The 25,231-nt window shown below is 58.7% G+C and carries 23 protein-coding genes; 15 read left to right on the top strand and 8 right to left on the bottom strand.

Features of this window, described 5'->3' with window-relative positions; all coding sequences use genetic code 11:
* Positions 1-61 precede the first annotated feature (61 nt).
* From ACOTZB_RS02860 to ACOTZB_RS02875, 4 genes are all read left to right on the top strand, one after another.
* Complete coding sequence (locus ACOTZB_RS02860; protein ID WP_133548707.1) at positions 62-757, top strand: response regulator; 696 nt, start codon at positions 62-64, stop codon at positions 755-757.
* On the top strand, positions 754-1,950 hold the full coding sequence (locus tag ACOTZB_RS02865) for a sensor histidine kinase (protein WP_193804474.1): 1,197 nt from the start codon (positions 754-756) through the stop codon (positions 1,948-1,950). The genes ACOTZB_RS02860 and ACOTZB_RS02865 overlap by 4 nt, the downstream gene beginning before the upstream one ends.
* Before the next feature lie 78 nt (positions 1,951-2,028).
* Positions 2,029-3,177 carry an efflux RND transporter periplasmic adaptor subunit gene (locus tag ACOTZB_RS02870; RefSeq protein ID WP_421626460.1) on the top strand — a complete coding sequence of 383 codons (1,149 nt, stop codon included), beginning with the start codon at positions 2,029-2,031 and terminating at the stop codon, positions 3,175-3,177.
* Positions 3,174-6,251, top strand: a complete 3,078-nt coding sequence (locus ACOTZB_RS02875) for an efflux RND transporter permease subunit (RefSeq protein ID WP_421626461.1) — start codon at positions 3,174-3,176, stop codon at positions 6,249-6,251. Before ACOTZB_RS02870 ends, ACOTZB_RS02875 begins: the two co-directional genes overlap by 4 nt.
* A 22-nt stretch (positions 6,252-6,273) precedes the next feature.
* Here the strand turns inward: ACOTZB_RS02875 and ACOTZB_RS02880 are convergent, their stop codons facing one another.
* Complete coding sequence (locus tag ACOTZB_RS02880; protein WP_421626462.1) at positions 6,274-7,041, bottom strand: arylamine N-acetyltransferase family protein; 768 nt, start codon at positions 7,039-7,041, stop codon at positions 6,274-6,276.
* A 96-nt stretch (positions 7,042-7,137) separates the two neighbouring features.
* On the opposite strand from ACOTZB_RS02880, the gene ACOTZB_RS02885 reads away from it, so the two are divergent.
* Positions 7,138-8,574, top strand: coding sequence for a PLP-dependent aminotransferase family protein (locus tag ACOTZB_RS02885; protein WP_421626463.1), 1,437 nt, complete (start codon positions 7,138-7,140; stop codon positions 8,572-8,574).
* Positions 8,575-8,576: 2 nt separating this feature from the next.
* Here the strand turns inward: ACOTZB_RS02885 and ACOTZB_RS02890 are convergent, their stop codons facing one another.
* The gene (locus ACOTZB_RS02890; protein ID WP_421626464.1) at positions 8,577-9,023 is read right to left on the bottom strand and encodes a hypothetical protein; all 447 of its coding nucleotides are present in this window, start codon (positions 9,021-9,023) and stop codon (positions 8,577-8,579) included.
* A 76-nt stretch (positions 9,024-9,099) separates the two neighbouring features.
* Positions 9,100-10,155 carry an SDR family oxidoreductase gene (locus ACOTZB_RS02895; RefSeq protein ID WP_421626465.1) on the bottom strand — a complete coding sequence of 352 codons (1,056 nt, stop codon included), beginning with the start codon at positions 10,153-10,155 and terminating at the stop codon, positions 9,100-9,102.
* 97 nt (positions 10,156-10,252) lie between these two features.
* Here ACOTZB_RS02895 and ACOTZB_RS02900 point away from each other — a divergent pair, with 97 nt between their 5' ends.
* Positions 10,253-11,131, top strand: a complete 879-nt coding sequence (locus ACOTZB_RS02900; protein ID WP_421626466.1) for a LysR family transcriptional regulator — start codon at positions 10,253-10,255, stop codon at positions 11,129-11,131.
* 91 nt (positions 11,132-11,222) lie between these two features.
* Entirely contained in the window at positions 11,223-11,492 is a 270-nt protein-coding gene (locus tag ACOTZB_RS02905; RefSeq protein WP_182071217.1) for a hypothetical protein, read from the top strand.
* Between the two features lie 12 nt (positions 11,493-11,504).
* On the opposite strand, the gene umuC is transcribed toward ACOTZB_RS02905, so the two are convergent.
* The 3 genes from umuC to ACOTZB_RS02920 all read right to left on the bottom strand — a co-directional run bounded on the left by umuC (position 11,505) and on the right by ACOTZB_RS02920 (position 14,211).
* A complete protein-coding gene (gene umuC, locus ACOTZB_RS02910; RefSeq protein WP_421626467.1) occupies positions 11,505-12,767 on the bottom strand; it encodes a translesion error-prone DNA polymerase V subunit UmuC in 1,263 nt (420 codons plus the stop codon).
* Positions 12,751-13,185, bottom strand: a complete 435-nt coding sequence (umuD, locus tag ACOTZB_RS02915; protein ID WP_421626468.1) for a translesion error-prone DNA polymerase V autoproteolytic subunit — start codon at positions 13,183-13,185, stop codon at positions 12,751-12,753. The genes umuC and umuD overlap by 17 nt, the downstream gene beginning before the upstream one ends.
* 159 nt (positions 13,186-13,344) lie before the next feature.
* Positions 13,345-14,211 (bottom strand): aldo/keto reductase family oxidoreductase, encoded by an 867-nt coding sequence (locus tag ACOTZB_RS02920; RefSeq protein ID WP_193804485.1) that lies wholly within the window; start codon positions 14,209-14,211, stop codon positions 13,345-13,347.
* Positions 14,212-14,355: 144 nt separating this feature from the next.
* On the opposite strand from ACOTZB_RS02920, the gene tcp reads away from it, so the two are divergent.
* Entirely contained in the window at positions 14,356-16,017 is a 1,662-nt protein-coding gene (gene tcp, locus ACOTZB_RS02925; protein WP_421626469.1) for a methyl-accepting chemotaxis citrate transducer, read from the top strand.
* Positions 16,018-16,044: 27 nt separating this feature from the next.
* Here the strand turns inward: tcp and smrA are convergent, their stop codons facing one another.
* Both smrA and ACOTZB_RS02935 read right to left on the bottom strand, forming a co-directional pair.
* Positions 16,045-16,608, bottom strand: a complete 564-nt coding sequence (smrA, locus tag ACOTZB_RS02930) for a DNA endonuclease SmrA (RefSeq protein WP_421626470.1) — start codon at positions 16,606-16,608, stop codon at positions 16,045-16,047.
* A gap of 354 nt (positions 16,609-16,962) precedes the next feature.
* Positions 16,963-17,874 carry a LysR family transcriptional regulator gene (locus ACOTZB_RS02935; protein ID WP_421626471.1) on the bottom strand — a complete coding sequence of 304 codons (912 nt, stop codon included), beginning with the start codon at positions 17,872-17,874 and terminating at the stop codon, positions 16,963-16,965.
* 175 nt (positions 17,875-18,049) lie between these two features.
* Here ACOTZB_RS02935 and ACOTZB_RS02940 point away from each other — a divergent pair, with 175 nt between their 5' ends.
* The 7 genes from ACOTZB_RS02940 to uspE all read left to right on the top strand — a co-directional run bounded on the left by ACOTZB_RS02940 (position 18,050) and on the right by uspE (position 25,216).
* Positions 18,050-19,360 carry a M20 family metallo-hydrolase gene (locus ACOTZB_RS02940; protein ID WP_421626472.1) on the top strand — a complete coding sequence of 437 codons (1,311 nt, stop codon included), beginning with the start codon at positions 18,050-18,052 and terminating at the stop codon, positions 19,358-19,360.
* Complete coding sequence (locus tag ACOTZB_RS02945) at positions 19,360-20,805, top strand: M20 family metallopeptidase (protein WP_421626473.1); 1,446 nt, start codon at positions 19,360-19,362, stop codon at positions 20,803-20,805. Before ACOTZB_RS02940 ends, ACOTZB_RS02945 begins: the two co-directional genes overlap by 1 nt.
* A gap of 33 nt (positions 20,806-20,838) precedes the next feature.
* A complete protein-coding gene (gene abgT / locus ACOTZB_RS02950; RefSeq protein WP_421626474.1) occupies positions 20,839-22,365 on the top strand; it encodes a p-aminobenzoyl-glutamate transporter in 1,527 nt (508 codons plus the stop codon).
* Between the two features lie 10 nt (positions 22,366-22,375).
* A complete protein-coding gene (gene ogt / locus ACOTZB_RS02955) occupies positions 22,376-22,891 on the top strand; it encodes a methylated-DNA--[protein]-cysteine S-methyltransferase (RefSeq protein ID WP_039262722.1) in 516 nt (171 codons plus the stop codon).
* 183 nt (positions 22,892-23,074) lie between these two features.
* Positions 23,075-23,827: a fumarate/nitrate reduction transcriptional regulator Fnr gene (gene fnr, locus ACOTZB_RS02960; RefSeq protein WP_006174991.1), complete on the top strand. Its 753-nt coding sequence runs from the start codon at positions 23,075-23,077 to the stop codon at positions 23,825-23,827.
* A gap of 146 nt (positions 23,828-23,973) precedes the next feature.
* Entirely contained in the window at positions 23,974-24,156 is a 183-nt protein-coding gene (locus ACOTZB_RS02965) for a hypothetical protein (RefSeq protein WP_014883604.1), read from the top strand.
* Positions 24,157-24,265: 109 nt separating this feature from the next.
* The gene (gene uspE, locus ACOTZB_RS02970) at positions 24,266-25,216 is read left to right on the top strand and encodes a universal stress protein UspE (protein ID WP_047348757.1); all 951 of its coding nucleotides are present in this window, start codon (positions 24,266-24,268) and stop codon (positions 25,214-25,216) included.
* The last annotated feature ends 15 nt before the right edge of the window (positions 25,217-25,231 follow it).

Genomic DNA, 25,231 nt, shown 5'->3' on the forward strand with positions numbered 1-25,231 from the left:
TATGATTTGGCTGAATCAATGAATCGTCGGGATAGTGTTAAGAAATGGTCAAGGTGAACGGATGTTGTCCAGAAGAGTGCTGATTATTGAAGATGACGCCGATGCGGCTGGCGTGCTCGAAGCCTATTTACGGCGGGAAAATTACGACGTGACCATAACCGGAGACGGTCATTCCGGGCTGGATATGGCGCAGCGGTGGAAGCCCGACCTCATCCTGCTGGACGTGATGCTGCCGGGGCTTAACGGCACCGAAGTGCTGGCTGGCCTGCGTCGTAAAAGCGATGTGCCGGTGATCATGGTCACGGCCATGGGGGATACCCCCGACCGTATTGGTGCCCTGCGGTACGGTGCCGATGATTACGTTGTGAAGCCTTATCATCCGGGGGAAGTGGTGGCTCGGGTGCAGGCGGTGCTGCGGCGCAGCAGTAAAAAAGAGACGGACGAGGCGATCCTTCGCTGGCAAACGCTTGAGGTGAACGTGGCCGCCATTGTGGCGAGCGTGGATAACGGCGGCGACGCGCCCGTGATGCTCGATCTTACGCCAACGGAATTCTCGCTTCTGGCAACGCTGCTGCGTTCGCCGGCGCACCCGTTCTCCCGTCAGTATTTACTGGAGCACTGTTTGCCGGAAAGCGAAGCGCTGGAGCGCGTGGTGGACACCCATATTTATAACCTGCGTAAAAAACTCGAAGCGGCGGGGATCTCCGGCGTGCTGATCAACGTTCGCGGCGTGGGTTACAGGTTCAGACAGCCATGATTAAAAATCAGCACTCCTCTCTGTGGCGCTGGATTTGCGCGCGTATCCTGGCGCTGGCTATCGGCAGCGTGATCGTCATTGCCACCTGCATGTGGCTGCGCTATGCGGTTCAGAACTACTGGATAATGGGCAAAATGCCAGCGGCGGTCCGCCAGGAGTTTCTGACGCTCAGCCAGAACCCGCAGGCCAATCCGGCCCGCTTCCACTCGATTGTGGACACCTGGTGGGGCCTGAGCTATTCCACGCCGTCTATCGCCTCAGCCGACTGGGCCACGGTGGCCCTGCTGGTGCTGGTGATGATCCCGTTTATCGTGGTGATGGGGCTCAAACACGCCCGGCCGCTGGCGCTGCAGTTCAGCCGCCTTCGCGATGCGGCAAAGGACGTCGCCGACGGGCAGTTTGGCCGTCAGGCGGAACTTATCAAGGATGCGCCGGCTGAAATGGTCAGCTTTGCGACCGACTTTAACTCCATGACGGGGCAACTCGCCCGCTATGAAAAAGAGCTCCGCGCCTCGCACGTCGCGATGGCGCACGAGCTGCGCTCACCCCTGACGGCCGCCATCGGGCGTCTGCAGGGCATGTTAGACGGCGTGTTTGATGCCAGCCCGGCGCAGCTCGGCATGGTGATGAAACAGCTCCAGCACCTCAACCGCCTCACCGATGAGCTTCACCTTCTGTCGCTTGCCGACGCGGGTAACCTCGTGCTGGAGGACCAGGCGTTTAGTCTGGATGAGCTGATTCAGGAGCGGGCTGCCTGGATCATGCCCGAGGCTGACGCGCATCATTTCCGGATAACGCTTCGCAACCCGCGCCCCAGCCCCTTCAGAGGCGATGCGTTCCGTCTGGGACAGGTCGTTACTATCCTTATGGAAAATGCGCTACGTTACGGACGCGAGGGCGGCCACCTCGAGGTGGCGCTGCACTACGCCAGCGGTCATTACATCCTCGAATTTACCGATGACGGGCCGGGCGTGTCGCCCCAGTTCTTACCGGAAATGTTTAAACGCTTTAGCCGCGAGGAGCAGTCCCGCGCGCGGCATTCCGGCGGCAGCGGCCTCGGTTTGTCCATCGCCCGGGCGATTTGCGAGGCGCATGGGGGTGAGATTAGCGCGTCGTTACCGGAAACCGGCGGCCTCGCCGTGCACATTTTATTGCCCTGGCATCCGTCCGGTAATGAAAATCTTCACTCTTGATAAAGCCTTGACAGAACGTCGAATCTTTCTCGACGTAGCCCGCATTTAATAACGCCATTCCCTTTATGGAGCGGCGTTATGTCAGACGAATTCTTTCTCTCCCTCCGCCACTGCCTGCATCATTTGTACGGCGTGGCGCGCACCCTTTCCTGGCTGCATTTTCTTCCCCTGGCCCTGCTTGCGCTGGCGATTTTTCCCCTGACCGGCTGCGGTGATAAACACGAAAATAAGCCCGACCCCGCGCGAGCGGTACGCTACGTCGTTGTCGGGGCCGCCCAGCCCCTTCCCGCGCAGGAAAGAACCGGTGAGATCCATGCCCACGATGAAACGCCCCTGAGCTTTCGCACCGGGGGCCGGATACTGACGCGTAGCGTCGATATTGGTGACAGTGTCACTGCCGGACAGCTGCTGGCCACGCTTGACTACACGACCGGGCAAAACCAGCTCGACAGCGCGGTGGCCGACTATGAAGGTGCCAAAGCCTCGGCGCAGGTCGCCGCGCTTAACGTCAGTCGAATGCAAAAGCTTATGCCAACGGGCGCGATAGCCCGCACGCAGCTCGACAGCGCCCGTGCGGACTGGCTTGTCGCCCGCGCGCGCTTAAAAAGCAGCGAGGCCGCCTGGCGAAATGCCCGCGAAAGCCTCGGCTGGACGCGCCTGATCGCGCCGCAGGCGGGCGTCATCACCGCCGTGAACGCCTCTGCGGGACAGGTTGTCAGCGACGGCCAGTCCGTGCTGACGCTGGCGACCGGAGAAGGTCGCGACGTGGCGTTCGATATTGCCACTCCGGATGCGATCCCGCCTCTGGATAAGGCGGAATTGCGGGTTTCCCTGCTCAGCGACCCGTCGGTACAGGCGTCTGCCGCGCTGCGGGATATCACCCCGCAGGCCGATCCTCAGACCCGCACCTGGCGCGTCAGGGCCACCCTGCAAAACCCGCCGGCGGCCATGGCGCTGGGCGCCAGCGTTACCGTCACGTTGCCATCGTCAGCCCCGCGCGGCTACACCCTTCCCGCGTCGGCGCTGACCCGCATCGGCGACAAACCGGCCGTTTTTGTGATTACCCCGCAGTCGCGGGCGCAGCTGCGCGCGGTGATGCCCGCGAGCTATACGGCCACCTCCGTCATGATTGCCTCCGGCCTTGAACCAGGCGACAGGGTGATTACGGCGGGCGTGAGCACATTGCGGTCCGGCGAGCCGGTGGTTGCCGGAGAGGTTCAGCCATGAACGCGGGACCGGAAGCCAAATTTAACCTCTCCGCCTGGGCGCTGAAGAACCAGCAGATGGTCAGCTTTTTGATGTTGCTGGTGATTGCGATGGGCGTGTTTTGCTATGAGAAGCTGCCGCGTAACGAAGATCCGGCGTTCACCATTAAAACGGCCGTCGTCTCCGCGCAGTGGCCGGGAGCCTCCGTGGCGGATACCACCCGTCTGCTGACCGATACGCTTGAAAAAAAGCTGCAGGAAACGCCCTGGCTGGACTATCTCGAAAGTGAAACCCGGGCCGGACGCACCGTTATACACGTCAACCTTCGTGACGATACGCCCCCGCAACGCGTGCCCAATATCTGGTATCAGGTTCGCAAAAAAATGCAGGACATCGCGCCGTCCCTGCCTGAAGGGGTGCAGGGCCCTGCCGTGGACGACGAGTTTGACGACACGTTCGGCACAATTTATGCCTTTATTCCCGAAGGTTTCACCCTGCGGGAGGTGCGGGATCGCGCAGAGACCATACGTCGCGAGCTGATGTCCCTGCCGGATATAGGAAAAACCACCCTGCTGGGCGAACAGCAGGAGCAGTGGGTTCTCGCCTTTTCTCCGGCGCGCCTGGCCGGGATGGGGCTCGATATTCAGGAGGTTGCCGACGCCCTCCGGGCGCAAAACGCCGTTGTCCCGGCAGGAACGATGCGTACCGAAAAAGAGAACATGGCGTTAAAGGTCAGCGGTGCGCTCACGACCGAGGAGAGCTTACGCGCCGTCACGCTGCACGTGAACAATCGCTATATTCCGCTGACCGACATTGCCACCGTCACCCGGGAAATCGCCGAGCCACCGGCCCCGGCCTACCGGGTGAACGGCAAACCGGCTATCGGGCTGGCGGTGTCGATGGCGCCAACGGGCAACATGCTGCGTTTCGGCGCCGCGCTGAATGACAGAATGGCGGCCCTCAGCGCCGGGCTGCCGCACGGTATCGAGATGGTGAAAGTCGCCGATCAGTCAGCGGTGGTGAGTGACGCGGTAAGCGGGTTTCTGCGGGTGCTTATCGAAGCCGTTGTTATCGTACTGGCGGTTTCATTTGTCTCGCTGGGGTTACGGGCCGGACTGGTGGTGGCGACGGCCATTCCGCTGGTGCTCGCCATGACGTTTGCCGGCATGATGCTCGCCGGTATTGGCCTTCAGCGTATCTCGCTCGGGGCGCTGATCATTGCCCTGGGCCTGCTGGTGGATGACGCGATGATCGCCGTCGAAACGATGGTCTCCCGGCTGGAAGCGGGGGATTCCCGTCGGCACGCGGCCACCCATGCATTCAAAACGACGGCCTTCCCGATGCTCACCGGGACTCAGGTGATGATTGCCGGCTTTATCCCCGTTGGTTTTGCGGCCTCCAGCGCCGGTGAATACTGCTTTTCCCTGTTTGCGGTGGTGCTCATTGCCCTGCTCTGCTCCTGGGCTGTCGCGATCCTGTTTTCGCCGCTGACGGGCACGTGGCTGCTGCCGGAAAAAGTCAGACATCACGCTGCAGGCCCCGGCAGGATCGCGCGCGGATACGGACGGCTTTTACGCCTGGCACTGCGTCACCGAGTGGCTACCGTGCTGATTGCGCTTGCCGCGCTGGGGCTGTCAGCGTACGGCACGACGTTTATGCAGGGCGAGTTTTTCCCCGCTTCGGACCGGCCAGAGCTGCTGGTCAGCCTGACGCTTCCGGCCAACGCGTCGCAGCCGGAAACGCTAAGAGAGGTGAAAAAGCTGGAAAAGGCGCTGGCCGGAAACAGCAATATCGATCGCTATTCGACGTACGTCGGGTCCGGCGCCATCCGTTTTTACCTGCCGATGGACGTGCTGCTGGAAAATGAAAATATCGCCCAGATGGTCGTGGTGGCTAAAGATCTTGAAGCACGGGATCGTCTGCATGCGCAGCTGAACAGGATCCTGGCGACGCAGTTTAGCGACATCATCACGCGCGTGTCGCCCCTTGAGCTGGGGCCGCCCGTCGGCTGGCCCATCAAATACCGGGTGAGCGGGCCTGATTATCTGCAGGTCCGGGCGTTGGCGAACCGCCTCACGGACGCGATTGGCAGGTCTCCGTTCTCCCGCGACGTTAACCAGACGGCCGGAGAGCCGGAGAGGGTCATTACCTTAAAGGTAAATCAGACGGCAGCCAGGGCGGCGGGAATATCGTCAGAAAGCCTCGCCCGCACGCTGAACACCGTCTGGTCCGGCAGCGTTGTCACCTCCATCAGGGATAATGACCGCCTTGTCGACGTGGTGCTGCGGGCCACGGACGATGCACGTCACAGCACCGCCACCCTCTCCTCGCTCACGATTCAGGGGAATGACGGTAAAAAAATCCCGCTCAGCGCCGTCGCGACGCCGGTCTGGGGCGTGGACGATCCGGTCGTCTGGCGTCGCCAGCGCGTGCCCTTTATCACGGTGCAAACGGATCTTGCCCCGGGGATGAAGGCTGAAGCGGTATCCGCGGCGCTGCGTCCGGCGGTCGACAAGCTGCGCGCGAGCCTGCCGGCAGGTTACAGCATTGAAGAAGGCGGCGCGGTTGCCGAATCGGACAAGGGGAACAGCTCCGTCTTTACCGTTCTTCCGGTAACGCTGGTCCTCATGCTGTTGCTGCTGATGCTTCAGCTGCGGCGATATTCCCGGATGCTGCTGGCCCTCCTGATGGCCCCGTTTGGCTTGCCGGGGATCGTGCTGGCTATGTTGCCCGGCGGCACGCCGATGGGGTTTGTCGCGCTGCTGGGCGTCATCGCCCTGGCGGGGATGATCGTGCGCAACGCGGTGATACTGATTAGCGAGGTTGACGGTAATCTTGCTCAGGGGATGGCAAACGATGCCGCGATTATGGCAGCCGCGGAGCACCGGGCCAGACCCATCTGCCTGACCGCCTGCGCCGCCATCCTGGGCATGATCCCAATCTCTCATCAGGTCTTCTGGGGGCCAATGGCCTATGCGATTATCGGCGGGCTGCTGGCCGCGACGCTGGTGACGCTGACCGTGTTACCCGCGTCGTTTAGCCTGCTGTTACAGTGGGGCGATCAGCGCAAAGCCGCAGAAGACGGACTGCGCTGAGGCACCCTCGTTCCCCGACAGATTACGCGGCGGTCAGCGCAAAACGGTCTTTCAGGACATGGCGGATTTCATCCTCCGCCAGTTTCCGCGTTTCAGTGCCGTTCACCGTGATGGTTTTCAGCACATCGCCCAGCAAAATCTGGCGTCCCTCCGGGCTGTGCTGCACCACCACCCGCTTCTGCACAAAGATCGCATCCGGGTGCGTGGAGTTAAGGTAGTTGGCCGGAACGAAGTCAATCCATTCCTGAGGGGTGAGATCAAAGCCGTACTGCCGGGCCCACTCTCCCTCAACCTTCGCCTCAAGCAGATATTCGCCCTCCGCGCTGCGGCTTAGCCGAAACGTGTCGAAATCCTGCGTGATATCCACATCAAGCGTGTCCAGCGCCATCGGCGCGCGAATGCCGTAGCTGCCGAACCCGAGGTCGCAAAGCCACTGTCGGCTATCTACCTCAGCGACGATCGCCATGTGGGTTTTCGGACGCCGCGCGGGGTAGAACATCGGGCGCGCCGCCACAAAACGGTAAGGGATCCCTAACGCCTCCAGCGCCATGGCAAAAAGCCCGTTCACCTCATAGCAGTAGCCGCCGCGCCCCTGCGTTAGCACCTTATCGGCAATATCGTCTGGCGCCAGCGATACAACTTTGCCCGCCTGCACGTCCAGATTCTCAAAGGGAACGGAAAAGAGCTGATGGCGCATCAGCGCATGCAGGGTGGCCGTATCGGCAGCCGCCGGTCCGGTATAGTTTATGCGTTTGAAATAGGTGGAAATGTTGAAGTTATCGCTTTGCATAATGCCTCCTTGTCCTGAACATGCCGGACACTATAGATGGCGCGCATCAATGGCTGTATAGTCAGTTTTATCGAAAATTAGCCTGAACAGTTACCCATGTCTGCCCCGTCCCAGTCCTCTCCTCACTATCGCCGTATTGCGGATATGCTGCGTTTTACCATTACGTCCGGCGCGCTGCGCGCCGGTGACAGGATGATCTCCGCGCGCAAACTGGCCGAACGCGAGCGCGTTAGCCTTCCGACGGCGCTGGAGGCCCTTCGCTGCCTTGAGGCTGAAGGGCTGATCGTTGCGCGCCCGCGTTCAGGCTATTACATCCGTCAGACCAGCCAGCCTGCGCGCGCGGAGCCCGCGCGCTCCACGCCGGGCCCGGTCCCCGTCACCCTGTCCGCCGTGGCCCGGTCGCTGTTCAGCAGTGCAGAAGCCCGGCTGATCCCGCTGGGCGCCGCCCTGCCCGATCCCGCGTGGCTGCCGGGAGACGCGCTGCAGCGGGCGTTGCACTCTGCGGGCCGTCGTCTGGACGCGCATGGACAGAGCTACAGCCTGCCTCCGGGAAGGCGGGATTTGCGAAGCAAGATTGCCGCGCGCTCTGCCCAGTGGGGAGCCCGGTTCGGCGCGGACGATCTCATTATTACCGCAGGCGCGACGCAGGCGCTGCGCCTGGCCCTTCGGGCCGTGTGCCAGCCGGGTGACGTCGTGGCGATTGAGCAGCCAGCCTACTTTGGTACGCTCCTGCTGCTGGAGGATTTAGGCCTGAAGGCCTTAGCGATCCCCACCGACCCTGTGGAAGGCCTGCTGCTGGAACCGCTGGCGGACGCCATTCGCTGCCACCGCCCCGCGGCCGTTCTGGCCTCGCCCACCGTGCAAAACCCGCTGGGTGCCAGCATGCCCGTCGCGCGTAAGCAGGAACTGGTTGCCCTGCTGGAAGAGGCAGGTATTCCCTTGATTGAGGACGATGTTTACGGTGACCTGGTCGGCGAGGGGCAACGCCCTCCGGCCTGCAAGGCGTTCGACCAGAGCGGGAATGTGATCTACTGCAGTTCTCTGTCTAAAACGCTTGCGCCCGGATGGCGAATCGGCTGGATCGCCGCCGGACGCTACTCCCCGCAGGTCTTACAGGCGCGCATGGCCGGAGAATGGGCTGGCGCCCCGCTGCTGGAAGCGGCGACGAGCGAGGTTCTGGCGAGCGGCGACTACGATCGCCATCTGCGGCGGCTGAAGCGCCGGATCGCAGAGGGCGTTCGCGCCGTCGTGGCGCAGGTCAAGGCGAGCTTTCCACCCGGTACGCGCGTTAACGTGCCCGCTGCCGGTTTCCTGCTGTGGGTTGAACTGCCTCAGCGGGTCAACGCGCTGGAGGTGCACCGTCGCGCGCTGGCGCTGGGCATTGGCGTCAGCCCTGGCCCCCTGTTTTCCCCTGCCGCAGAGTTAACGCACTTTCTGCGGCTGAACTGCGCAAACGAACCTACGCCCCGCCTGCTGAACGCCGTGGAGCAGATTGGCGCGCTGTGTCACGAGCTGGCCGCCCGGCAGGGATAATTTCACAGATTGAGGATTGATCGTTCTTTAACGACTGCTTCAGGATTGGCACTTTTTACCGCTGCCAGAAAAGCCGTGAAGTTGTGATTCCAGAGGGTGAGATTGTTATAAAACTGCACCTGCTTTTCATTAGCACCATCACGGTAAATAACAATCCAGACCCGCCTGCTATTTATTTCGGTATTTCCCGGCCCGATTTTAATGATGTTAGCCAGCGCAATCTTACGGGTGGCGTTGTTTTTAACTTCATATAAAAACTGATCATCATAAAACCAGGTTTTACCTGCATTCCCGCCAAATATCGACGGGTTGGCAGATATCTTTTTCATCCCGTTACAGTCTGAAATGATGCGTTTTGCCTGGCGAATGCGTCTGACAAAAAAGCTTAACAGAATGAAAAGCGCAATGAGGGGCAGCGCGACTGATATCATTTTTAAACTCTCGTGCATCCCTCTGTCCCGCCATACCTTTTTTATTAACGCGTGAGTATAACGCGCCGATCGTTGATGACAACAACCCTTACGGTCAGGGAATAATCCGCGCGGCTCTCAGCTGCGCGAACAGGCGGAAAAACATCTCATCGGTGGCCTGCATTTGCGTAAAGCCCGCCCTGCGCAGCTTGCTCCCGTCACCAAACATGTCGTAGTTCCAGCCAAAGACAAAATCGGCAAAATGCCCGTCGCTCAGCTGCAAAATATCCGCTTCCGCCAGCCGCTCTTCGGCAAGCTCGCGCCATACGCCGCGATAGTCGTTAAACAGCTGATGAAATGACAGCCTCACCGGCGGCGCAGAGTCCAGTTCAAACCAGCGTGCGATGCGCGGCCACAGCTCGCTCCAGCGCCAGATATCGCCATTATTCACGTTGAACGCCTGATTCTGTGCCGCATGTGACGCGGCGGCCCACACCGTGGCCTCGGCCAGCAGCCCGGCGTCGGTATGGTCAACGATGCTGTGCCAGGCCTGTTCCGAACCGGGGAAACGCAGCGGTAACCCCAGCGCCCTGCACAGGGAGGCGTACAGGGCGATGCTCAGCGCAAGGTTCATGGCATTGCCCGGCACCGGGCTTCCTACCACACCCGGCCTGATGGCATTCCAGTGCCAGCGCTTTCCCCGCTGAAACTCACTGAGCCACGCAAGCTGCGCGGCGTTAAATTCGGCCCCCGGCACGCCGGGATCGCTTTCCCGCGCCGGGGTTTTAAACGGCCCGAGATGCGCACCATAAACTTTGTATCCCTGCATCAGGCTTACCGTCTGCAAAGGTGCCGTTTTTTCGAGGGTGCTGACCAGATTACGCAGCATGGTGACGTTCGGCTCAACCATGTCCGTCCAGTTCGCCGCGTTCGCCCAGGCGCTGTAAAAGATATGGGTGACACCGCTCAGGGCGTCCAGCGCCCGTGCGGTATCCTGCGCATCCAGTAAATCGACGTTCACCATGGGAATGCCGTCCGGGTGGGTTACCTCGCGGCGACTGAGGCCAATCACCTCCCACTGATGGTGCAGGAGCGTGTTGACCAGCTGTCTGCCGACAATGCCGCTGGCGCCCGCGACAAGGGCGACGTTGTGTTGCTGCATCTTATTCATGGTGTTTCTCCGCAAAGGGTGACAGACGCAGTGTGATCTATTATTTTTTCTGAAGATATCCCCTGAAACCGATGGCACTTATAAGCAGAATCATTAAATGAATAATAAGCTCACCGCCATTTCTACCTTTCTACGCGTCGCTGAAGCGGGCTCGTTTTCGGCGGCCGCCCGGCAGACAGGTATTAAGCAGTCCGCCGTCAGTCAACAGATCGCGGCGCTTGAGGATGAGCTTGGCGTGGTGCTGCTGCACCGTACGACGCGTACGATGAAGCTGACCGAACAGGGTGAACGTTACCGGCGTGATATGCAGCTTATGCTGGACGCCATGGGGGAAGCGGAAAGGCGTTTACATCCTGCCGACCATCGCGTTCAGGGACGCGTCCATGTCCAGTTGCCGAGCGGCCTGGGGCAGATCATTTTGCCGCATCTGCTGGCGCTACAGCGCCTGCATCCAGAACTGCAGCTGATGATTTCCCTGGATGACCGCCTTGCCGATCTGGTGACGGAGGGCGTGGATGTCGCGATACGGCTGAGCAGTGAGCCTCCGCAGGCGCACGCGGCTCGCGTACTGGGGCGGATTGAAGCCGCGCTGTTTGCCGCTCCCGGTTTTCAGGCGGTACACGCCGTCAGCGAACTGACCACGCTGCCACACGTACGGTTCAGCGGTATTCCGCTGGATGCCCCCCTGCGCCTGATTTCTGACGAGGAAACGGTCGAGGTCAACGTGAATACCGTTTTCCGTGCCAACACCAGCGACGCGCTGCTGCAGGCGCTGGAGTCCGGCATGGGTATCGGCGGCATGCAGCGACCGCTCGTGGCCAGGGCGCTGCAGACGGGCACGCTGGTGCCGGTGCTGCCCGAGTGGCGATTACCCGATCGCTTCCTCTATGCCGTCTATCCTGACGCCCGCTTTATTCCGCAGCGCGTCAGAAAGGTCGTCAGCGTGATCGAGCAGTTACTGCCTGAAATACTCTAGAAAAACTGATTGCTCCCCCTGAAATCACGTGCATTTTTTAACCGCCAGGAATAGAGTGTTTTTACCGTATCCTCTTCTTTCTGGAGCACGTATGCCGGATTACCGTTTTTTCCAAAAAGGCCCGAACCTCATTGCGATCGAGAGCGCAAACACCGATGCGGCCGCTCAGCTCATCGCCCAGGGGTTTGAGAAACAGTTTGAGGAGATTGGCGCCGCGGATGAAAAAGAGGCGCTTACCCGCCTTGCCGATATCCGTAAAAATAACGAGATCGATCGCCACAACTTCCTGGCCGGTGCGGGCCAAATGCCGTGGATCGGCGTGCTGACGGCTGCGGCAACCTGGTTGGTGCAAAAGAAATAACGCAACCATCTTCTACTTCGCCACCGGCAAATCGGCGTACCGCGTCGTATAGGCCGGTGACAGCATCTCACGCTTCATCGCCCAGGATTTCTCAATACCCTGCCCGGCAAACCATATCTTCCCTTTACCGGAATGATTTACGCTGTCCATCATCTCCATCAGCGCCGCGCTGTTGGCGCGCAGGCGATTATCGTCAAACAAATTAAGCTGGGCGACGCCGCTGCTGAAAAAGTCCGCCAGCATGACCCCGGCTTTCATATAGCGATATCCGTCAAGCCATATACGCCCCAGCGCCTCCGTGGCGGCGCGGATGATATCCCGTGAGTCATTGGTGGGCGTCATCAGGGTGACGGAAGCCTGATTACCGTAATAAATTTCGTTGTCCGCGTGCGGGCTGGTGCGCACAAATACGCTGATAAAACGACAGTATTGATGCTCGCCGCGCAGTTTTTCCGCAGCGCGTTCCGCGTAGGCGCAAATGGCCTGGTGCATCTCTTCATATTGGGTAATACGGTGTCCAAACGAACGGCTACAGATGATTTGCTGCTTCGTGGGGGTGAACTCCTCCAGATCAAGACAGGGCTCACCGCGAAGCTCGCGCGCCGTACGTTCCAGCACTACGTTGAAATGTTTGCGGATGACCCAGGACGACGCTTCCGCCAGCTCCAGCGCCGTGGTGATGCCCATAGCGTTGAGCTTTTTCGTGATGCGCCGCCCTACTCCCCACACCTCCTCTACCGGAACCTTTTCCAGCAGCTTACGCTGCCGCTCGCGGCCTGAGAGATCGACCACGCCGCCTGTGCTGGCCCAGCGTTTCGCCGCATAGTTGGCCAGCTTCGCCAGCGTTTTGGTCGGAGCAATACCGACGCCAACGGTTAGGCCCGTATTTTTAAAGACCTCTGTGCGCATCTGGTGACCGAACGCTTCCAGCGACAGGCAGTGGCTGACCCCTGAAACGTTCACGAACGCCTCATCGATGGAGTAAATCTCTATTGCCGGGGCGAGATCGGTCAGCGTCTGCATGACCCGACTGCTGAGATCGGCATACAGCGCATAGTTCGAGCTAAAAACGTAAACCTTTGACGGGTATAACTTTTCTTTGAATTTAAAATACGGCTCACCCATTTTTATGCCGAACTGCTTTGCCTCCCGCGACAGCGAAATAATGCAGCCGTCGTTATTGGACACCACCACGATGGGCTTCCCCTCCAGATCGGGGCGGAATACCTTCTCGCAGGAGGCGTAGAAGCTATTCACATCAACCAGCGCGAACATGTTTATGCGTTTTGAGCGTGTGGGTGACGACGCCGAAGATCTGCAGCTCCTCTTCGGACTGAAAGGTAATCGGCTGATAGCGAGCATTATGCGGCAGAAGTCTCAGAACCGGGCGGGTCTGTAGCTCCTTCACCGTAAACTCACCGGCGACCGACGCCACGACGATATCCCCGTGTTCGGCATTTAACGAACGATCGACCACCAGCAGATCGCCGTCGCCAATCCCCGCCCCAATCATGGAGTCTCCACTCACCTTGATAAAATAGGTCGCACTGGGGTGTCTTACTGCCAGCCGGTTTAGATCGAGACGATCCTCCACATAATCCTGCGCCGGACTGGGAAAACCACAGGCAACGCGTTCTAAAAATAAAGGTAATTCAATGTCTTGTTTTGGTTGATAAGAAAAGAGAGTGTCCATAATGCCTTTCTCGCCAGATACTGTATATAAATACAGTATTACGGATTATGGATAAGGATCAAGGTCATTTCCGGAGGCGAACCCAAACGCGTTGAAGTGTCAGAAGATTTAAAACGCGCAAAGCCCGGAAGCACATGTCGGGCTTCGCGCCTGTGACGATCAGTCCATCAGCGTATTCAATGTTTCCAGCGCGTCAGGCGGCAGCTGCAGCTCCCCCGCCGCGAGGTTTTGCCGCAGATGCGCCACGGAAGAGGTGCCAGGGATCAGCAGGATATTCGGTGAACGCTGCAGCAGCCATGCCAGCGCGACCTGCATTGGCGTTGCGCCCAGTGAATCCGCGACGGCCTGCAGCCCGGAAGATTGCAGTGGCGTAAAGCCTCCCAGTGGGAAGAACGGCACATACGCGATCCCCTGCTGCGCCAGCAGATCCACCAGCGCGTCATCCCCCCGGTTCACAATGTTGTACATGTTCTGCACGCACACCACCGGGACCATCTTCTGGGCTTCCGCAACCTGAGTGGCCGTGACGTTGCTCAGGCCAATATGACGCACCAGCCCCTGCTGCTGTAATTCGGCCAGGGTGGAGAGCGGTTCAGCAATCGACCCTTCCGCCGGCCCGTGTGCGCTAAACATAATCCGCAGGTTCACCACGTCCAGCACGTCCAGCTGCAGATTACGCAGGTTGTCATGCACCGCCTGAGTCAGTTCCTGCGCGGAAAAGGCCGGCAGCCAGGCGCCTTTATCGTCTCGACGGGCGCCAATCTTGGTGACGAGCGTGAGATCGTCCCGGTAAGGGTGAAGCGCCTCGCGGATCAGCTGGTTAGTGACATGAGGACCATAAAAATCACTGGTATCAATGTGGTTCACCCCGGCCGCCACCGCTTCGCGCAGCACGTCCAGCGCGGCCTGCTTATCCTTCGGTGGGCCAAAAACGCCCGGTCCGGCGAGCTGCATCGCACCGTAGCCCAGTCGTTTAACCGTCCGCGTCCCGAGCGCGTACGTCCCGCTTTTATCAATGCTGCTCATGTTAACCTTCCTCATAAAAATGATCCGGATTTACAACAGGTTCCTCACCGGAGCCCTTAGTTAAGCGCGAGTTAAATTAAAGTTTAAATTCTATACGACGATAGTATTGGTGTACCTCTGCATCCTTTCTAACGGACGACCGCTATGCTGAAAAATTTGCACGTGATTACCGGTATTATCTTTGCCCTCACCATATTCTGTCTGCTGCAAGTTGTCACGGGAGGGTTGTTCTACTCTGCCGTCAGCAACGATCGCCATAACTTCCAGAATTCCGGCGTGCTCAATGCCCAGCAGGAGAGCCTGAGCGACAGCGTAAACACGCTGGTGAAAACACGCGTCACCGTCACCCGCGTGGCGATCCGCTACCTGAAAAACCAGCGTGACCCGGCTTCCCTTGCGGCGATCAACAAACTGCTTGGCACCGCGGGCGACTCGCTGGCAAAAGCCGAAGCCTATAACAAAGAGTGGCAGAAACTGCCGCAGGTTAACGGCCAGCAGGCGGCATTGACCGACGAGATGCAGAAATCCTGGAACCAGATGCACGAAGTGATGCGCTTATCGATTGAGTATCTGCGCGCCGACAACTACCAGGCCTATGGCGATCTGGACGCGCAGCAGGCGCAGGACGATATGGAAGCGGTCTATAACCGCTGGCGCGCCGAAAACAACACCCTGCTGAAGGCCGCAACCGAAGAGAACCAGAGCAGCTTCACGCAGATGCAGTGGACGCTGGCGGCTATTCTGCTGGCCGTTATCGCGGTTCTGGTGGTCATCTGGCAGGGTTTACAACATCTGCTGTTAAAACCCCTCCACTCCATTATGAACCATATTCGCGCCATTGCAGGGGGCGACCTGACGCAGGAGATCGCAATCTCTGGTCGCAATGAGATGGGTCAGCTGGCCGCTGGCCTGCATGAGATGCAGCAGTCGCTGGTGACCACCGTCAGCGCCGTACGTGGAAGTACCGATTCCATCTACACCGGCGCAGGCGAAATTGCCGCGGGGAGCAACGATCTTTCCGCCCGCACCGAGCAGCAGGCCGCCTCGCTCGAAGAGACCGCCGCCAGCATGGAAGAGCTGACCGCGACGGTTAAACAGAACTCCGATAACGCCCGTCAGGCCACGCTGCTGGCGAAAAACGCCTCTGAAACGGCCGCGCGCGGCGGTCACGTCGTGGATAACGTGGTTCGCACCATGAACGAAATCGCCGACAGTTCGCAGCAAATTGCGCATATTACCGGCGTGATCGACAGCATCGCGTTCCAGACCAACATTCTGGCGCTAAACGCCGCGGTGGAAGCGGCACGCGCCGGGGAACAGGGCCGTGGTTTTGCGGTTGTTGCAGGTGAAGTCCGTACGCTGGCGAGCCGCAGCGCGCAGGCGGCGAAAGAGATCAAAGGGCTTATCGAGAACTCCGTCAGCCGGGTGAATACCGGTTCTGAGCAGGTCAGCGAGGCTGGCACCACCATGAAGGAAATTGTCGCCGCCGTGACCCGCGTGACCGATATTATGGGTGAGATTTCATCTGCCTCTGACGAGCAGAGCCGCGGTATTGAGCAGGTGAGCCTGGCCGTTTCGCAGATGGACAGCGTGACGCAGCAAAACGCCGCGCTGGTGCAGGAGTCCGCCACGGCGGCTGCAGCACTGGAAGATCAGTCCGAGCAGCTGCGCCAGGCGGTGGCCGCGTTTCGTCTGAACGGCAAAGAAAAAGCGGTCGCCCCGCGCCCGGCCAGTCTGAAAACGCCACAGCTGCTGCGCCCGGCGACGACTACCGCCTCTACCGACAGCAACTGGGAAACGTTCTGAGTCACCGGCGGGCGAGGATATCGCCCGCTAGCGGCTGCGCTTGGCGTGCCGCTCCCAGTTTTCCTGTTTTGCTTCATCGGATTTACGCAGTGAAACGTAGCATGCCCCGCTGCCGCCGTGATGCGGCAGCGCCACGCAGAAGGCCTGCACTTCCTCAAACTCGGTTAGCCAGCGCGCCAGATAGCTGCGCACCACATTGGGATGCGAGTTCTGCTCGCGCCCTTTCCCGTGAATGATAATCAGATTGCGTAACCCGTCGCGTCCGGCCTGACGAATAAAAGAATAGAGCATCTGACGGCAGCGTTCGGCGGGCTGGCGCAGGAGGTTTAAGCTGGCCTGGCGGGCATATTTACCCGCGCGCAGCTTATCAATAACGCCCTGCTGTACCCCTTCGAGCTGGAACGCCAGCGGTTCTTCCAGGGGAAGAACGTCAAGAAAATCCAGCGTCAGGAAGTTATCCAGCTGTTCGCTATCCACCTCCTCGCGCGCCCGCGTATTGCGGCTGGGCTGCCAGTGAATATCCGCGCAGCGCTTCAGGGGCTGGACATCTTCCATGGCGTCAAGAAAAAATGATTTGTCGTCAGGGTTCATGGACATCCTCCGGCTACATCTGAGGACTGTACTATACCTGCGCCAGAGACCGGCCTCAATCACCGTTACAGGCCGATGCGTGACAATAATATTAACCTGATGAATATATATAGTCATTATTAAATAAAGTTAAACCAGACTTAACTAAAATTTCAGCAAAGTTAAAATACGTGATTTATGTTAAAAATTCATTAAATCAATCACTCGCCTGCCTTTCATTTTTCGGAAAAGGTGTTATACCTAAATATACCTGCCTCATGGATATAATACTCAGGATTGGCGAAAGGACGCACTGCTGTGTGTACTATAGGGTCTGTTTGATGTCGGACAGATCCTGTTTTTTTTATATATCTGTCACGCGACGACTATTTTTCTCGCTTCCCTTCTGAATTGCGTAATTAATGACTCAGCAAGGGGCGTCTGACGTGAATCACGGCGCTGAATTAAATAATAGGTTGCTTTAGGAAGCGATTCGACAACCGGCAGCATGACCAGACGGTGCGCCAGCAGCGGGTCAAACCCTAGCTCCTGCGGCAATATGCTTAAAAAATCACTTTGCGCAACCAGGCTAATACAGGAAGAAAATGTTTCGCAAACCACACCAATTCGCGGTATTTGCGAACGATCGCTAAATACCTCCTCTAATTGCTTATAATAACTTCCACGCGGCGTCGGCATTGTCCAGTTATAATGCAGGAGTTCATTAATTGACGTTGCTCCCATTGCCGGGTGACCTTCCCGACAAAATACCGCAAACGGTTTTTCGAAGAGCTTTTCAAACGTAAACTCCTGGTCGTAAGGCCCCTGATAATAGGTGTTGATGGTGAAGTCCAGCTCGCCCTGGCGTAATTCATTGATCATCGACACCAGCTGCCCCTCCATAATCCGCACCTTGACCTGCGGATGCTGCGCATGGAAGCGGGTGATAACGGCGGGCATAAGCGTGCGTGAAACGCTGGCCCCCATCCCGATGTTGATCTGCCCGGCCAGCTCCCCCTGCCGCTGACGGATATCATCCTGCGCCGCGCGCAGCTCTTCCAGAATCAACCTGGCGCGCTGGTAAAAGCCCTCACCGCATTCGGTCAACGCGACGCCTTTACTCCTGCGCACGAAAAGCTGCGCCGCCATGCCCTCCTCCAGCTCTTTAATGGATTTGGTCAGCGCCGGCTGGGAAAGATTCAGCGTCCTGCTGGCACCGCGAATGCTGCCCTGACGCGTTACCTCAACAAACGCCCGGATTTGATGAAATTTAATCTGGAATGTCATAGCCCGACCGATAACCGTTGTTTATCAGAGTAAAGAAACTGTCATCTACTTTAATGGAAAGGGATGTGCGAGGGTAATTCCTGAACGGTTAAAACTGTGAAAAATCGGTTAGTGATAAGTAAAAACTATCACAGCGTGAAGCAGTTCACATATTTTAATGATGACAGGAACAGATATGGACACACTGGCGCAGTACATCCAGACGTTATCCCCGCAGCTGAGCGCATGGCGTCGCGATTTTCACCATTTCGCGGAATCCGGCTGGGTAGAGTTTCGAACGGCCGCGAAAGTCGCGGAAATCCTCGACTCGCTGGGTTATGAACTGGCGATGGGTCGCGACGTCGTGGATGCCGAAAGCCGAATGGGGCTGCCCGATGCCGCTACCCTGGCGCGAGAGTTTGCCCGCGCGCGGGCGCAGGGCGCGCCTGATAAATGGCTGGCGCCGTTTGAAGGCGGGTTTACCGGCATTGTGGCGACGCTCAATACCGGCCGCCCTGGACCGACGCTGGCGTTTCGCGTCGACATGGATGCCCTTGATTTAAGCGAAGCGCTGGATGAAAGCCATCGCCCGTTCCGCGACGGGTTTGCTTCCTGCAATCCGGGAATGATGCACGCCTGCGCGCACGACGGCCACACCGCTATTGGCCTGGGGCTGGCGCAGGTGCTTAAGCAGAATGACGCGCAGCTGAGCGGCACCATCAAGCTGATCTTCCAGCCTGCCGAAGAAGGCACCCGCGGCGCGCGCGCCATGGTTGCCGCCGGGGCGCTGGACGACGTGGACTATTTTACGGCCATCCATATTGGTACCGGCGTGCCTGCCGGGACGGTCATTTGCGGCAGCGATAACTTTATGGCCACCACCAAGTTTGACGTGAGCTTTACCGGCGTGGCCGCACACGCGGGCGGTAAACCCGAGGACGGGCGTAACGCCCTGCTCGCCGCCGCGCAAGCCGCCCTCGCCCTGCACAGCATCGCCCCCCACAGCGACGGCGCATCTCGGGTGAACGTCGGGGTGATGCAGGCGGGCAGCGGACGCAACGTGGTGCCCGCAAATGCCCTGATAAAGGTTGAAACGCGCGGCGAAAGCGAAGCGATTAATCAGTACGTCTTTGAACGCGCGCAGGCGGTGATAAACGGCGCAGCGGCGCTCTACGGCGTGCGCGCCGAGATGCGCCTGATGGGTGCAGCCACCTCCAGCGCGCCGACGCCGGCCTGGGTTGATTACCTGCACGAACAGGCGAACCAGGTTTCCGGGGTTATTCACGCCATCGATAAGGTGAAAGCGCCAGCAGGCTCCGAAGACGCCACGCTGATGATGGCCCGCGTGCAGGAGAACGGCGGCATGGCGTCCTATATGGTGTTCGGCACGGATTTGAGCGCCGGACATCACAATGAAAAATTCGACTTCGATGAGCAGGTCATGACCATTGCCATTGAAACGCTGGCGCGAACTGCGCTCAATTTCCCGTGGACGCGAGGTGTGTAATGCAGCAGAACTACGCTTTTATTGCCGATGCGATCGACACGCGATGTCGGACGTTTACCGATATTGCCGACGCGATCTGGGATCGTCCTGAAACCCGCTTTGAAGAGTTCTGGTCCGCCGAACGGCTCGCCAGCGAGCTGGAGGCCGAGGGCTTTACGCTGACGCGCGAGGCCGGCGGTATTCCAAATGCCTTTATCGCCAGCTTCGGCAGCGGGAAACCGGTCATCGCCCTGCTGGGCGAATACGACGCGCTGGCCGGGCTAAGCCAGCAGGCGCACTGCGCGACGGCGCAATCCGCCACGCCGGGAGCCAACGGTCACGGCTGCGGGCATAACCTCTTAGGCACCGCGGCGCTTGCGGGCGCGGTGGCGGTGAAAAGCTGGCTTGAGCAGCACGGCGGCAGCGGAACGGTGCGTTTTTATGGCTGTCCCGGCGAGGAAGGCGGCTCCGGGAAAACCTTTATGGTGCGCGAAGGCCTGTTTGATGACGTCGATGCCGCCGTCACCTGGCACCCGGAAGCCTTCGCCGGGATGTTTAACGTCAGCACGCTGGCGAATATTCAGGCCGCCTGGCGTTTTCACGGCGTGGCGGCACACGCGGCCAACTCCCCCCATCTGGGACGCAGCGCGCTCGACGCCGTGACGCTGATGACCACCGGCACCAACTTCCTCAACGAACACATCATTGAGAAAGCGCGCGTACATTACGCCATCACCGACACCGGCGGGATTTCGCCCAACGTGGTGCAGGCGCAGGCCGAGGTGCTGTACCTGATCCGCGCCCCGGAGATGGCCGATGCGCAGCAGATCTACGAACGCATCGAAAAAATCGCCCAGGGCGCGGCGATGATGACCGAAACCACCGTCGAGTGCCGCTTTGATAAAGCCTGCTCAAGCTACCTGCCGAACCGCACGCTTGAAGCGGCGATGTATCGCGCGTTGCAGCACTACGGCACCCCGCTCTGGACGGAGGAAGAACGCGCCTTCGCCCGCGAGATCCGCGCCACCCTGACGCCCAACGATCTGCAAAACAGCCTGAAAAATATTGCCGCGACGGGGGGGGACGCGGGTAAAGCCTTTGCCCGGCGCCATCAGGAGACGCTGCTGGTGGATGAAGTCGCGCCCTATGCCGTCACCGACAACGTGCTGGCGGGTTCAACCGACGTGGGCGACGTCAGTTGGAAAATGCCGGTCGCCCAGTGCTTCAGCCCCTGCTTTACCGTCGGCACGCCGCTGCACACCTGGCAACTGGTGGCGCAGGGACGTACCTCCATTGCCCACAAAGGCATGCTGCTGGCCGGGAAAGTGATGGGCGCGACCGCGCTCAATCTTCTGCAGGACGCGGCTATGCTGAAAAAATGTCGTGAAGAGTTCGAACAACAAATACAAGAAAAACCGTACGTGTGTCCGATCCCGCAGGACGTGACACCGTCACCTTTAAAATAAAAAAACGCAACACAACACTCCCGAGGAACGCCCATGAGTATGTCTTCCATACCTTCGCATTCCCCATCCGGTAAGCTCTATGGCTGGGTTGAAAGGATCGGCAATAAAGTGCCGCACCCTTTCCTGCTGTTTATCTATCTGATTGTGATTTTGATGGTCGCCACCGCCGTGCTCTCCGCCTTTGACGTGAGCGTGCGCAGCCCGGCTGACGGCAGCCTGGTGGCGGTGAAAAATCTGCTCAGCGTTGACGGGCTGCACTGGTTTTTACCCAACGTGATTAAGAACTTCAGCGGTTTCGCCCCGCTGGGGGCCATTCTGGCGCTGGTGCTGGGCGCCGGGCTGGCTGAACGCGTGGGCTTGCTGCCCGCGCTGATGGTGAAGATGGCGTCTCATGTGAGCGCGCGTTACGCCAGCTATATGGTGCTGTTTATCGCCTTCTTCAGCCATATCTCCTCCGACGCCGCGCTGGTGATCATGCCGCCGATGGGGGCGCTGATTTTCCTCGCCGTCGGGCGTCATCCCGTGGCGGGCCTGCTGTCGGCGATTGCGGGCGTGGGCTGTGGATTCACCGCCAACCTGCTGATCGTCACTACCGACGTGCTGCTCTCAGGCATCAGCACGGAGGCGGCGAAGACCATTGATGCGGCAATGCACATCAGCGTGATCGACAACTGGTACTTTATGGCCAGCTCGGTGATTGTCCTGACGATTGTTGGCGGGCTGATTACCGATAAAATCATCGAGCCGCGCCTGGGTAAATGGGAAGGCCGTAGCGATGAAAAGCTGGAAACCCTGAGCAAAGAGCAGCGCTTCGGCCTGCGCGTGGCCGGCGTCGTTTCGCTGGCCTTTATCGCGCTGGTGGCGCTGATGGTGGTGCCGGAAAACGGCATCTTGCGCGATCCGGTTAAACATACCGTTCTGCCGTCGCCGTTTATTCAGGGCATTGTGCCGCTGATTATCCTCTTCTTCTTTGTCGTTTCGCTCGCCTACGGTATCGCGACCGGCAAAATCCGCCGCCAGGGCGATCTGCCGCAGCTGATGATCGAGCCGATGAAGGAGATGGCGGGCTTTATCGTAATGGTGTTCCCGCTGGCGCAGTTTGTGGCGATGTTTAACTGGAGCAACATGGGCAAGTTTATGGCCGTGGGCCTGACCGCCGCGCTGGAGGCTGCCGGGCTAAGCGGCGTACCGGCGTTTGTCGGCCTGGCGCTGCTGTCATCCCTGCTGTGCATGTTTATCGCCAGCGGCTCCGCCATCTGGTCAATTCTGGCCCCGATCTTCGTGCCGATGTTTATGATGCTGGGGTTCCACCCGGCGTTTGCCCAGATCCTGTTCCGCATCGCGGACTCCTCGGTAATTCCGCTGGCGCCGGTTTCGCCGTTTGTTCCGCTGTTTTTAGGCTTCCTGCAGCGCTATAAACCGGAGGCCAAACTGGGTACCTACTATTCGCTGGTTTTACCCTACCCGCTTATCTTTTTAGGGGTATGGCTGGTGATGCTGGTGGCATGGTATCTTGTCGGCCTGCCGATTGGGCCGGGGATCTACCCGAGGCTGAACTAAAGGAATGAGGATGCTGAGATTACTCGAAGATAAGATTGCGACGCCGCTCGGGCCGCTGTGGGTGATCGCGGACGAGCAGTTCTGCCTGCGCGCCGTCGAATGGGAAGAGCACAGCGACCGGATGGAAGAACTGCTCAATGTTCACTACCGATCGCAGGGGTATGAACGTATCCGCGCCACCAACCCGGGCGGACTGAGCGACAAGCTTGCGGCCTACTTCGAAGGCGATCTCAGCATCATCGACACTCTGCCGACCGCCACGGCAGGTACGCCTTTTCAGCGCGAAGTGTGGCAGGCGCTGCGGTCCATTCCCTGCGGGCAGGTCATGCATTACGGCCAGCTCGCGGAACAGCTAGGCCGCGCAGGCGCCGCACGCGCGGTGGGTGCCGCTAACGGCTCTAACCCGGTCAGCATCGTGGTGCCGTGCCATCGCGTCATTGGCCGCAACGGTACCATGACAGGCTATGCCGGCGGCGTGCAGCGAAAAGAGTGGTTGCTGCGTCACGAAGGGTATCTCCTGCTGTAGCTCCCAGGCTTTTTGTGCTTAATTTTCTACCGGTTAGGCTAAAAATCCATAATCAAGCTGTGGAATTTCAAGAAGATGGCGACACGTTGCCGTCTCTTGTCCTTATTGAGGGTTTGTCAGGCTTACGTACTTACCAAAAAGATGTTAAAATTGACCAATATCAATTAAGGCTTGAGCAAACCTATGATCCCGGAAAAGCGAATTATACGACGCATTCAGTCTGGCGGTTGTGCTATCCATTGCCAGGATTGCAGCATCAGCCAGCTCTGTATCCCGTTTACCCTGAATGAGCATGAACTCGATCAGCTTGATAATATCATCGAGCGCAAAAAGCCTATTCAGAAAGGGCAGACGCTGTTTAAAGCGGGAGACGAACTGAAATCGCTCTATGCTATCCGTTCTGGCACCATCAAAAGCTACACCATCACCGAACAGGGTGATGAGCAGATCACCGGCTTCCATCTGGCGGGCGACCTGGTGGGCTTTGATGCCATCGGCACGGGCCATCACCCGAGCTTTGCTCAGGCACTCGAAACCTCAATGGTTTGCGAAATCCCGTTTGAAACTCTGGACGATCTGTCCGGTAAGATGCCAAACCTGCGTCAGCAGATGATGCGTCTGATGAGCGGTGAGATCAAAGGCGATCAGGACATGATTCTGCTGCTTTCTAAAAAGAACGCAGAAGAGCGCCTGGCCGCGTTTATCTACAACCTCTCCCGCCGCTTCGCCGAGCGTGGCTTCTCGCCGCGTGAATTCCGTCTGACGATGACGCGTGGCGATATCGGTAACTACCTGGGTCTGACCGTGGAAACCATCAGCCGCCTGCTGGGTCGTTTCCAGAAAAGCGGGATGCTGGCCGTTAAAGGTAAATACATCACTATCGAAAACGGTGAAGCGCTTGCCGTTCTTGCCGGCCACGCCCGCAACGTGGCGTAACTCTCCGCATGTTGATGACCAGACTGATAAATTCTTGTGATTTATTGGTCTGGTATAATCACTTCCGTTTCAAGAAATTTTCACCGCAGCACGTCCCCACACAGCGCCCGAAAGGTTCTCGTTGAGGTTATGATTTGAGAGAAAGTTTGTTTTTCGTTTCAGTCGTGATTGCCTCTGTGACCTTTATCTTCATCTGGATCATGCTTGTCGGCCCGATGAAGGGGGAGGAAAAAACCTACGTCCAGGACTCCACGACCTTTGCGATAGCGGTGATGGTGCTGCTGTTTATTGCGTTTATCGCGGTGACGACGACGGTACTTTTCCTCTGATAAATTTTCATGAATTATTGATCTGGCAAAACCTCCCCTCTGTTTCATTCAGGATATATAGGTTACTCTTTTAATTACAGACTGTGGTGACAGTAGTAAGGAGACCTGTATGGCCAAGTATCAAAACATGCTGGTAGCTATCGATCCAAATCAGGACGATCAGCCGGCATTACGACGTGCTGTGTATTTACATCAACGGATTGGTGGCAAAATCAAAGCGTTTTTGCCGATCTATGACTTCTCGTATGAGATGACCACCCTTCTGTCGCCTGACGAGCGCACCGCTATGCGTCAGGGCGTCATCAGCCAGCGTACCGCGTGGATCCGTGAACAGGCGAAGTATTACCTGGAAGCGGGCGTGCCCATTGATATTAAAGTGGTCTGGCACAACCGACCTTTTGAAGCCATCATCCAGGAAATTGTCGCCGGTGGGCACGACCTGCTGCTGAAGATGGCGCACCAGCACGACAAGCTGGAATCCGTGATCTTCACCCCGACCGACTGGCACCTGCTGCGTAAATGCCCTTGCCCGGTCTGGATGGTGAAAGACCAGCCGTGGCCTGAAGGCGGGAAAGCCGTTGTGGCGGTAAACCTCGCGAGCGAAGAGGATTACCACAACTCCCTGAACGAGAAGCTGGTGAAGGAGACCATCCAGCTTGCCGACCAGGTGAATCATACCGAAGTGCATCTGGTTGGCGCCTATCCGGTCACCCCGATTAACATTGCCATTGAGCTGCCTGAATTTGACCCGAGCGTGTACAACGACGCGATCCGCGGTCAGCATCTGCTGGCCATGAAAGCGCTGCGCCAGAAATTCAGCATCGATGAGAAAATGACCCACGTGGAAAAAGGGCTGCCAGAAGAGGTTATCCCGGATCTGGCGGAACACCTGCAGGCGGGGATTGTGGTGCTGGGAACCATCGGCCGGACCGGCATTTCTGCCGCCTTCCTCGGCAACACCGCCGAACAGGTGATCGATCATCTGCGCTGCGACCTGCTGGTCATTAAGCCGGATGATTACCAGACGCCGGTTGAGCTGGACGATCCGGAAGACGATTAATGCCAGCGCCACCCG

Origin of the sequence: Enterobacter cloacae complex sp. SHL020, assembly GCF_049236945.1 — a bacterium.
In the GTDB taxonomy this organism is placed as follows: domain Bacteria; phylum Pseudomonadota; class Gammaproteobacteria; order Enterobacterales; family Enterobacteriaceae; genus Enterobacter; species Enterobacter dykesii.

Bases quoted from the DNA above. Each gene is read 5' to 3' on its own strand.
- ACOTZB_RS02860 (WP_133548707.1), top strand. From the start codon at position 62: ATGTTGTCCAGAAGAGTGCTGATTATTGAAGATGACGCCGATGCGGCT.
- ACOTZB_RS02865 (WP_193804474.1), top strand. From the start codon at position 754: ATGATTAAAAATCAGCACTCCTCTCTGTGGCGCTGGATTTGCGCGCGT.
- ACOTZB_RS02870 (WP_421626460.1), top strand. From the start codon at position 2,029: ATGTCAGACGAATTCTTTCTCTCCCTCCGCCACTGCCTGCATCATTTG.
- ACOTZB_RS02875 (WP_421626461.1), top strand. From the start codon at position 3,174: ATGAACGCGGGACCGGAAGCCAAATTTAACCTCTCCGCCTGGGCGCTG.
- ACOTZB_RS02880 (WP_421626462.1), bottom strand. From the start codon at position 7,041: ATGCAAAGCGATAACTTCAACATTTCCACCTATTTCAAACGCATAAAC.
- ACOTZB_RS02885 (WP_421626463.1), top strand. From the start codon at position 7,138: ATGTCTGCCCCGTCCCAGTCCTCTCCTCACTATCGCCGTATTGCGGAT.
- ACOTZB_RS02890 (WP_421626464.1), bottom strand. From the start codon at position 9,023: ATGCACGAGAGTTTAAAAATGATATCAGTCGCGCTGCCCCTCATTGCG.
- ACOTZB_RS02895 (WP_421626465.1), bottom strand. From the start codon at position 10,155: ATGAATAAGATGCAGCAACACAACGTCGCCCTTGTCGCGGGCGCCAGC.
- ACOTZB_RS02900 (WP_421626466.1), top strand. From the start codon at position 10,253: ATGAATAATAAGCTCACCGCCATTTCTACCTTTCTACGCGTCGCTGAA.
- ACOTZB_RS02905 (WP_182071217.1), top strand. From the start codon at position 11,223: ATGCCGGATTACCGTTTTTTCCAAAAAGGCCCGAACCTCATTGCGATC.
- umuC (WP_421626467.1), bottom strand. From the start codon at position 12,767: ATGTTCGCGCTGGTTGATGTGAATAGCTTCTACGCCTCCTGCGAGAAG.
- umuD (WP_421626468.1), bottom strand. From the start codon at position 13,185: ATGGACACTCTCTTTTCTTATCAACCAAAACAAGACATTGAATTACCT.
- ACOTZB_RS02920 (WP_193804485.1), bottom strand. From the start codon at position 14,211: ATGAGCAGCATTGATAAAAGCGGGACGTACGCGCTCGGGACGCGGACG.
- tcp (WP_421626469.1), top strand. From the start codon at position 14,356: ATGCTGAAAAATTTGCACGTGATTACCGGTATTATCTTTGCCCTCACC.
- smrA (WP_421626470.1), bottom strand. From the start codon at position 16,608: ATGAACCCTGACGACAAATCATTTTTTCTTGACGCCATGGAAGATGTC.
- ACOTZB_RS02935 (WP_421626471.1), bottom strand. From the start codon at position 17,874: ATGACATTCCAGATTAAATTTCATCAAATCCGGGCGTTTGTTGAGGTA.
- ACOTZB_RS02940 (WP_421626472.1), top strand. From the start codon at position 18,050: ATGGACACACTGGCGCAGTACATCCAGACGTTATCCCCGCAGCTGAGC.
- ACOTZB_RS02945 (WP_421626473.1), top strand. From the start codon at position 19,360: ATGCAGCAGAACTACGCTTTTATTGCCGATGCGATCGACACGCGATGT.
- abgT (WP_421626474.1), top strand. From the start codon at position 20,839: ATGAGTATGTCTTCCATACCTTCGCATTCCCCATCCGGTAAGCTCTAT.
- ogt (WP_039262722.1), top strand. From the start codon at position 22,376: ATGCTGAGATTACTCGAAGATAAGATTGCGACGCCGCTCGGGCCGCTG.
- fnr (WP_006174991.1), top strand. From the start codon at position 23,075: ATGATCCCGGAAAAGCGAATTATACGACGCATTCAGTCTGGCGGTTGT.
- uspE (WP_047348757.1), top strand. From the start codon at position 24,266: ATGGCCAAGTATCAAAACATGCTGGTAGCTATCGATCCAAATCAGGAC.